Raw genomic sequence first — 10236 nt, forward strand, 5'->3', positions numbered from 1 at the left:
CCCTCGAACGTCAACGCCGGCGCCAACGGACGACGCACCACCTGCGCCCCGAACAACTCCGGAACCGTCGACCCCACACCAACCGACCCACCCAATACCGCACGGTTCCCGACCGCATCCAGCCACGTCCGCTCAGCGGCGTCCAGCACGTCGATCGACGACACCGGCACCGCCGGATCCGCGACCATCGCCATCAGGACGCGTTCCAGCCGACCGATCAACGATTCGACCGTCGCAGCGTCGAACACATCGGTGCGGAACTCGACCTCGCCCGCGAGCCCCGCAGGCTGACCCGCCTCGGTGAACCGCTCGGCGATCGAGAACGTCAGATCCATCCGGGCGGTGTGGGTGTCGATGGGCATCCGGGTGACCTGTACGTCGCCGAGTGCCAACCCCGTCAGGTCGTCGTCCTGCCCGAACCCGTTCTGCCACGCCAACATCACCTGGACCAACGGATGGTGCGCCCGTGACCGGACCGGATTGAGCCGCTCCACCAGCACCTCGAACGGCACGTCCTGATGGTCGTATGCGGCCAGACTGCGGCTCCGCACCTGGCCCAGCACATCGGCCACCGTCGGGTCGCCACTCAGGTCGACGCGGAGCACCAACGTGTTGACGAAGAAACCGATCAACTCATCCAGTGCCGGGTCATTACGGCCGGCGATCGGGAACCCGACGGCGACATCGGAACTCGCCGACAGCTTGCCCAGCAGCACCGCGAGGGCGGCCTGCATCACCATGAAGCCCGTCGCCTCATGGGCGGCGGCGACCGCGTGCATCCGTTGCTGCAATTCCGCGGGCCACTCGACTCTCAGCGTCGCACCGCGTTGGTCGGCCACCGCGGGGTACGGCCGATCCGTGGGCAACTGCAGTCGCTCGGGGAGGTCCGCGAGCGCACCCTGCCAGTAGGCCACCTGCTCGGAAATCCGACTCTCGGCGTCATCGAGGTCACCCAATTGCGCACGCTGCCACAGGGTGTAGTCGACGTACTGCACCGTCAACGGCGCCCACACAGGGGCGTGCCCGACACTGCGTGCGCCGTACGCCCGACTCAGGTCACCGACCAGCGGCCCGATCGACACACCGTCGGCCGCGATGTGGTGCACCACACCGATGAGCACGTGCTCATCCGGTTCGACGCGCAGAAGTGTTGCCCGTACCGGAATCTCACGGCTCAGGTCGAAAGAATGCCCGACAGCCGACTCGACGGCGCGGTCGAACTGTGGCGCCGACCAACCGGCGGCATCCACCACCTGCCAGCCCACCTCGACCCCGTCGGCCGCCTGCACCTCTTGGCGCGGCACCCCGTCGACGGTGGAGAACACCGTTCGCAACGACTCGTGCCGCCTCACCACATCGACGAACGCCGTGCGGAGCGCCTCGACGTCGAGTGGTCCGCTCAGTTGCAACGCAACCGCCATGTTGTAGACCGGTGAGGGTCCGTGCAGCTGATCGAGGAACCACAGGCGGTTCTGCGCGAACGACAACGGCACCACCGCCGGTCGTTCCGCCACCGCGGTCAACGGCTCCACCCCGCGATCGGCGGTTCCGACGCGGGTCGCCAGATCCGCCACCGTCGGCGCCTCGAACAGCACCCGCACCGGCAGGCCGACATCCAACGCCTTGTTCACCGCCGCGATGACGCGCATCGCCGACAACGAATCCCCGCCGAGGTCGAAGAACGAGTCGTCCACTCCGACCGGGCCGACGCCGAGCACCTGGGCGTAGATCCCTGCCAGGACCTCCTCGACGGCATTGGTGGGCGCGCGGTAGAGATCGGCGTCGCGGTATTCGGGCGCAGGGAGCGCCCGGGTGTCGAGCTTGCCGTTGACCGTCAACGGCAATGCCTCGATCAGCACCACCGCCGCAGGAACCATGTAGGACGGCAACCGGTTCGCCAGCAGCGTTCGGGCCTTGGCCACGTCGAGATCGCCGGTCACGTAGCCGACCAGCCGCTTGTCGCCGGGACGGTCCTCCCGTGCGATCACCGCGGCCTGGTCGACTCCGTCCAATTCCGCCAGCGCGGCTTGGATCTCGCCGAGCTCGATCCGGTAGCCACGGATCTTGACCTGCTCGTCAGCGCGACCGAGGTACTGCAGCTGGCCGTCGTCACCCCAGCGCACGAGGTCGCCGGTGCGGTACATGCGCGTGCCAGCGGATCCGAACGGGCATGCCACGAAACGTGATCCGGTCAGCCCCGGCCGGCCCACATAGCCGACGGCCACCCCGTGGCCGGCGACGTACAACTCGCCGACGACCCCGCGGGGCACCGGACGCATGAAGTCGTCGAGCACGAACAGCGCGGCCGTCGAGACCGGTGCGCCGATCGGCGGCGAGCCCGAGCCTGCGGCGAGCGGCGCGCTGATCATGACGACCATCGTGGTCTCGGTCGGACCGTAGGCGTTGAGCATCGCCCGGCCCGGGGCCCACCGATCCACCACCTCGGGTGGGCAGGCTTCACCGGCCACCACGAGGGACGCCGAGCCCACGCCTTCGGGCGACAATGCTCCCACGGCGGACGGGGTCTGGGTCAGCACACTGACCTGCTCGTCGACCAACAGCGCTTGAAAGTCCATGGGCGAGCGCGCTATCTCGTCGGGCACCACGACAAGCCGCCCACCGTGCAGGAGCGCACCCCAGGTCTCCCACACCGAGGTGTCGAAGCTGTAGGAGTGGAACTGCGTCCACACCCCCGATGTCGGCAGATACCCGTCGAGCACCTGCAGCAACTGGGTGACGTTGTGATGGGTCACGGCGACGCCCTTCGGCGTCCCCGTGGTGCCCGACGTGTAGATGAGATAGGCGATGTCGTCCGGTTCCGGCGCACGCAGCGAGGTGTGCGGAAGTCCGCCGATGGCCGGATCCTCGACGTCGACGACGACGCCCGCGAAGCCGTCGAGCCGTTCGGCCATCTCGGCGGTGGTGACGGCCGCCACCGGCTCGGCATCGGCGAGGACGAACTGCAGGCGTGCATCGGGATGCGCCGGGTCGATCGGCACGTACGCCGCTCCGGTCTTGAGCACCGCCAGCATCGCCACCACGGAGTCGGCAGACCGATCGATCAGCAGGGCGACCCGCTCACCCGGGCCGGCACCGCGCTCGACCAGGAAGTGCGCCAGACGGTTCGACGCCTCGTCGAGTTCCCGATACGTCACCGAGCGGGTCTCGAAGCTCACCGCCACCGTCTCCGGCGCGCGCGCCACCTGTGCATCGAACAATGCCGGGATCGTCACGCGCGGTGATGCCGCGTCGGTCAGGACGGCACGGTTGCCCAGCGTGTCGAGCTGGGCACGCTCGGAGGCCTCGAGCACGTCGATCGACGACACCCGCAGATCGGGATCGGACGCCATCGCGGTCATGATGCGGTCGTGGTGTGCGATCAGCAGATCGATACCTGCCGCAGAGAAGACATCGGTGTCGTACTCGACGCGCAGACGCAGGGTTCGGCCCGGAATAGCCTGCACTGCAAGCGGATAGTGGTTGTACTCACGATTGGCGACATCGGTGACGACCAGCCCGTCGGCACCCAGCCCGGCACTGGCGTCCAACGGATAGTTCTCGTAGACGAACATCGTGTCGAACAACTGATCGTGACCGGTGAGCCGGTGCACCTCCTGCAGGGCCAGGTGCTGGTGCTCCAGCGTTGCGTTGTGATCCTGCTGGAGCGCGGCGATCAGCTCGCCGACAGTAGTCGTCACATCGATCTGGGCCCGGACCGGCACGGTGTTGATCAGCAGGCCGATCATCGACTCGGCTCCTGCCACGTCGTCGGGACGCCCCGACACCGTGGTGCCGAACACCACATCTCGCTGGCCGGTCAATGACGCCACCAGCACCGCCCACGCGGTGTGCAACACGGTGTTCACGGTCGTCTGGCGGGAACGCGCCAGCTCGCTCAACGCGTCGGTGAGTTGCTCGGACACCTCGACCGATGTCACCGCACGCGGGCCCGACACCGCTCGGCCCGGCTGGCCGACCAATGTCGGGGAGTCCACTCCGGCCAGCAGCTGCGCCCACGCCGCGCGCGCCGCTTCGAGGTCGCGCCCGGCCAGCCAGGACAGGAACCGGCGATACGGTGCTGCCGTAGGCAACCGGTGCCCGTAGTAGCCGGCGAAGATCTCCTGCACCAACAGGGGCAGCGACCACCCGTCGATCACGATGTGGTGCATCGTCAGCACGAAACGATGCCGGCCGGGAGCCACGGCGATCAGCGCGGCCCGCAGCGCCGGACCGTCTTCGAGTGAGCAGACCGCCGCCCTCTCGGCGCGGCACAACCGATCGACCTGTTCGTCGCTGTCGAATGTGACCTCGCACCAGCTGATCTCGGGTCGTACGGGGATGATCTGCACCGGCTCGTCGTACCGCTGGGAGAATCGGGCGACCAGGTGAGGGTGACGGTGCACCACGGCGGTCACCGCTTCGCGCAGCCGGTCGCCGTCGAGGTCGCCCTCGAGCGTGAGATCGAGCTGCAACGCGTACAGTTCGTCGGCGCCGTCACCCAACGCGGTCGCGTGGAACAGGAGTCCCTGCTGCAGCGGACTCAGCGGCAGGATGTCGGCCACGTCGAACTGCGTGACGACCTCATCGAGGTCGGACTGGCTCAACCGGGCCGGAAGGATGTCCGACGGCGTCAATCCGCCGCCACCCCGACGCACCGATGCGCAGATGCCGGTCAGCGCCTCGAAGAACAGATGAGACAGCCGCTCGATCGCGCTCTCGTCGAGAACCGTTGCGGCCCAGGTCCACTGAGTTCGCAACCGCGGGCCGGTCTCGGTGTCGACAGTGGCGGCATCGAGGTCGACCGTGTGCATCAGCGGGGTCGGCACCGCGCTCGCCGAGGCAGTCAGTTCCACCGCGTCGGGATCGATGCGCCAGAGGTTTTCGGGCAGGTCTGCCCCGCCGAGCCGACCGAGGTAGTTGAATCCGATCACCGGATCCACGCCGCCCAGCTCGACGCCGGGATTGAGATGACGCAGCAGTCCGTAGGTCATCCCATCGGGCAGGGCCCGCAGCTGCTCCTTCGAACGCTTGACCACGCCGTCGAGCGCAGGCGCACCGTCGACCACGTCCGACCACGACAACCCACTCGACAGCGCGACCGGGTATCTGGTGGTGAACCAGCCCACCGTGCGCGACAGGTCGAGCCCGTCAGCCAGTTCCTCGTCGCGGCCGTGCCCTTCGACGTCGACACCGATGGGGCTCGCGCCGGCGCCGAAGAACTCCGCCCACGCCAAACCGTAGGCAGTCAACAGGATGTCCTGGATCCCGGCGTGGAACGCCGCGGGAACCTCACCGAGCAGCATCCGGGTGGTCTCGGCATCCAATTCCACCGACGTCCGTCCCGCCGTGGCGAACGTGTCCCGCTCAGGGTGCGGGGCCGGCAGGGCCGCCGGGATCTCCGCCACGCGCCGCCACGCCTCGGCATGGGCCACCACCGCAGGGTCGTGGGCCAGCTCGGCGAGCACAGCCGACCATCGGCCGAACGACGTGCCGCCGGCGGGCAGTTCGACCGGCTGCCCGCTCTGGCGCTGCGCCCAGGCGATGTTGATGTCCTCCAGCAGAACTCGCCACGACACACCGTCAACGGCGAGGTGGTGGATTATCAGCATCAGCTGTGCGGTGGACCTCGACCACACCGCGCGCAGCATCATCCCCGCGGACGGGTCCAGCCGCGTCCGCGCCGCCGTCACCACCTCATCGGTGAGCGCTTCGACCGACTGCAGGCACTCCGACGCCTCGACCGTGCCGGGCGCGGGAACCTGAAGTGCCCAGCCGTCGGCGCGCAACCGGAGCATCCCATGCCGATCGAGCAGCGCCTGCAGCACAGCGAGAACGTCGGCCTCGCCGACGTCCGCCGGCGCCTGCACCACCATCGTCTGGTTGAACTGATCCACCGGACCGTCGACGTCGCGGAGCCACGCCATGATCGGGGTCAGCGCGACGGGCCCGACCCCTTCGTCGACCACGGCACCGTGTCCGTCAGCCGCTACTCCGGCAACTCCGGCCAGCCGCGCAACGGTCTGTTCCACGAACACATCACGCGGCCGGCACAGCACCCCGGCCGCTCGCGCTCGCGCCACCACCTGCATCGAGGAGATGCTGTCGCCACCGAGCTCGAAGAACGAGTCGTCCACCCCGACCCGTTCCAATCCCAGCACCTGGGAATAGATTCCGGCGAGGATCTCCTCGACCGCGTTCGTCGGAGCGCGGAACCGCTCGGCGTCCTGGTACTCCGGTGCGGGCAGCGCCCGCTTGTCCAGTTTGCCGTTGACCGTCAAGGGGAACGCCGCCAGCACCACGACGGCCGTCGGCACCATGTAGGCAGGCAGCCGCTCCGCCATCACCGCACGGGCGTTGGCCGGATCCACTGTCCCGGTGACATATCCGACCAGCCGCTTGTCGCCCGGGCGGTCTTCGCGGGCCAAGACCACCGCTTGCTGCACACCGTCGACGGCGGCCAGCGCTGCGCCGACCTCGCCGAGTTCGATGCGGTATCCGCGGATCTTGACCTGCTCGTCGGCGCGGCCCAGGAACTGCAACTCCCCGTCGGCACTCCAGGCCACGACATCGCCGGTGCGGTACATCCTCGTTCCGGGCGCGCCATACGGGCAGGCCACGAACCTCGACGCGGTCAACCCCGCTCGGCCCACATAGCCGAGGCCCGCACTCGTCCCGGCCACGTACAGATCGCCGACAACACCTGCGGGGACCGGCCTCATCCAGCCGTCGAGCACGAAGAACGCCAGGTGCACCAGCGGGCCGCCGACCGGGCTCAGGCTGTGCTGGGTGTCAGCGGCGACGATCTCCCGGAAGGACGCGTGCACCGTCGTCTCGGTCGTCCCGTACAGATTGAGCAGGCGCGGCGACCCCGCGGGATGGTTCTCGAGCCACGGTCGAAGTCGTTGCGGCTCCAGAGCTTCCCCGGCGAAGATCACCGCCTCCAGGCTCAGCTGCCGGCCCCGCTCGGGCTGCAGAGTGTCTGCGGTCTGCAGCGCGTAGAACGCCGACGGCGTCTGACTCAGCACCGTGACTCGCTGGTCGACCAGCAGGGCGTGGAAGTCCTCCGGTGACTTCGCCACCGCCTCGGAGATCACGACCAGCCGCCCGCCGAACAGCAGCGCCCCCCACATCTCACAGACCGAGACGTCGAAAGCCAGTGAATGCCACTGTGACCACACCTGCTGCGACATCTGCATGCCGGCTTCCAGTGACCGCATCAGTTCGGTGACGTTGCGGTGGGTGATCGCGACGCCCTTGGGCACACCGGTCGTGCCGGAGGTGTAGATGATGTAGGCGAGATCGTCAGCCGCAGGAATCGGCAGCGCCGCCGTCGACGCGGACTCGACGCGTTCGTCGCCCAGCTCGATGACCGGGAGGCCGGAACCGTCCAGGCGGGAACGCAACTCGGCGGTGGTCACCGCCGCGACTGGTCCCGCGTCGCTGAGCATGAACTGGATGCGTGCGTCCGGTGCTGCCGGATCCATCGGGAGATACGCCGCCCCGGTCTTCAGCACCGCCAGGATGGCCACGATCGCATCGGCCGACCGCGGCGACAGCAACGCCACGAGTGTCCCGGCACCGGCACCCTGATCGGCCAGGACGTGAGCCATCCGATTCGACGCTTCGTCGAGTTCGCGATAGCTCATCGTGCGGCCCTCGAACGTCAGCGCCGCCGTATCCGGATGCCGCGCGGCCTGTTCGGAGAACAACGCAGGGATCGGCGCCGTGGCGCCCGTGGGCTGCGGTAGCACCGCCCGGTTGGACCACGCGTCCAGGCGCGCGTGTTCGTGCGCGTCCAGCAGTTCCACTGACGCCAACACTCGCTCCGGCTCGGCGACCATCGTCGCCAGTACCTGCTGCAGCCGGTCCAGCAGGTCGGAGTCGCTGAAATTCGAGAATGGTTGTCCACCACCGGATGTGCTGAAGAGCAGATCCTCGCCCGCGGTGGAGAAGATCAATCCGAAGCTACCGAGGGGGCCGGTGTTGGTGTACGACGCCGTCGCCTTGGCGCCGCCGAACGACAACGAGAACGACGAAGGCAGGAAGTTCACACCCACCCGACTGACCGTCTCGCCCGGATTACGCGAATGTGCCTTGCGTTCCAGCGCATGCACCGGGAACCGCTGATGCCGCACGTTGTCGCGGATCCGACCGTCGACGTAGCGACAGAAGTTCTCGACCGACGAAGCCGCAGGAACCTGCAGCACCAGGGGGACGATCCCGGCGACCATCCCGGGCAGAGTCCTCAACTCCGGGTCGACGCGCCGGTTGACCGGAAAGTCCAGAACGACCTCGGACTGGCTGGCGCACCATCCGCGCACCAACAGCGCACACGCCGCGGTGACCAGCGACGACAGCGGCACGTTCCACGCATCCGACATCGCTCGCACGCGGGACATCAGGGCGGGGTCCACTCGAGTCGGCACGGATGTCGTGGAACGATCACCGCCGCTGACGGTTTCGGGAAGTCGGGGATCGGGCCCGTTCTCTCCGGGCAGGTTCTGCACCCAGTAGGCCTCGTCCTCGCGATACGAGTCAGAGGCCTCATAGGCGGTTTCACTGTCGATCAGCGTCTGCAGGGAGCCGAACAGCGCGGTGGGAATCGGCTCGCCGGAAACCGCCGCGGAGTACACCGACGCAATCCGCTGACCCGCGAGTCCGAGTGCGAATCCGTCGATGACGATGTGATGGCAGCACGCGAACAGTTCGTACTCCTCCGGCTGCGTCTCGAACAGCGCGAACCGGAACAGCGGACCGGACAACGACATCGGTGCGCGCCTGATGGACTCCGCCAGCTCACGCGCCTGCTGCACGCCGTCGACCGCGTCGGTCAGATCGAAGTACTCGAGCTCGAAGTCCGGGTCATCGACCACCCGCTGCACGACTTCGCCGTCCACCTCGTCGAAGACAGCCCGGCCCGGCTCGACCTCGCGAACGACGCGCCGGATCGCCCACTCGAGAGCGCCCTGGTCGACGGCGCCCTCGATACGCACGAACAACCCGAGCTGCCAGTCAGCGCCCGAGTCATCCGCCTCTTGCGCCAGCCAGATGTCGAGTTGCCCACGCGTCAGCGGAAGCGCGCGCTCCGATGAATCCATTCAACCTTCCCCACTAAGACCCCCGCCCTGGTGAACGCCTGTCAGGCGCGGTCCGCCAGTCGGTCACGCAGACTCTTCGGCCGGATGTCCGGCCAGTTCTGCTCGATGTAGTCCAGACACGCCGCCCGGTCGGCCTCGCCGAAAACCACCCGCCATCCCGCCGGCACATCGGCGAAGGAGGGCCACAGGCTGTGCTGCTCCTCATCGTTGGTCAACACCAAAAAGGTGCCATTCTCGTCGTCGAACGGATTCACGCTCACTAGACCCTCCATACCGTTTGCTCGACTCTGTGGAATCGTTCCAAATGCTACTGGAGCCCAGCAAGGTCAGCAGAAGTTTAGACGAAGTCTTAGACGCCGCCACAGCTCATCCACACCGCAGAGATTACCTCGCCGAGATTCGAACGAAACGCAGTGTGCCCTCGTCAGAGACGTTTTGGCACAACGCAACAAGACGCCACGCCAACTGGACGGTCCCGAGGGCCCTTGATCGCGCACTTGCGCCAGCAAATTTGTTCGCGGCGCCGACGGACGAACGCAAGATAGCTGGAATCCTGCTGGATCGAGTAACTAGCTGCACCTGACGAGCGATTGCGCGAGAAGCCCAATAGCTGAATTCACTCATCGGTGTCGAAGTCGGGCGTCGCGAAGCCACGATCGATTGCGGCGACGGCGACATCGTGAAAGGACCTGCTCGGGGACCGCCGCGTCCGGCCGAACGCACCGTTCTGCACCATCGGGCACCGTTGGTGACGGCTCGCCGCACGCTCGAACCGCTCCGGTCTGGCACTACCGAACCCTCGCATCCGGCGCCCCTGCCCGCACGGGAAACCACCGTCGGCTACGCCCTCGTCGATCCGAGTTAGCTGAACGGTTGTCGGGTGTTCAGAGGTGTTGGGTGAGGGTGTTGATGGTGGGTGCGTTGATGATGGTGTGTAGGGGGAGGTTGCGGTTGAGGGTGGTGTTGATGGCGTGTTGGAGGGTGATGGCGGTCAGGGAGTTGGCGCCGTGGTCGAAGATGTTGTCGTCGGGGTTGATGTGGTTGATGCCCAGGGTGTGGGTGTAGATGCCGGTCAGGGTGTCGGTCAGGGGGTGGTGATGGGTGGTGTTCGGTGCGGGGGTGTGCGGTGTTGATGGTG

At 67.5% G+C, this 10236-nt stretch carries 3 protein-coding genes; all 3 read right to left on the reverse strand.

What is annotated here, in order from left to right:
• Positions 1–9098 (reverse strand): amino acid adenylation domain-containing protein (locus ACPCHZ_RS28405; RefSeq protein WP_423487813.1); only part of this gene is annotated, 9098 nt, incomplete at its 3' end.
• A gap of 41 nt (positions 9099–9139) precedes the next feature.
• Positions 9140–9358: an MbtH family protein gene (locus ACPCHZ_RS28410; RefSeq protein WP_364984851.1), complete on the reverse strand. Its 219-nt coding sequence runs from the start codon at positions 9356–9358 to the stop codon at positions 9140–9142.
• Positions 9359–9982: 624 nt separating this feature from the next.
• On the reverse strand, positions 9983–10236 hold a 254-nt coding region (locus tag ACPCHZ_RS28415), incomplete at its 5' end, for an acyl carrier protein (protein ID WP_423487814.1).

It is taken from the genome of Mycobacterium sp. NPDC050041 (assembly GCF_049541695.1).
Lineage (GTDB): Bacteria > Actinomycetota > Actinomycetes > Mycobacteriales > Mycobacteriaceae > Mycobacterium.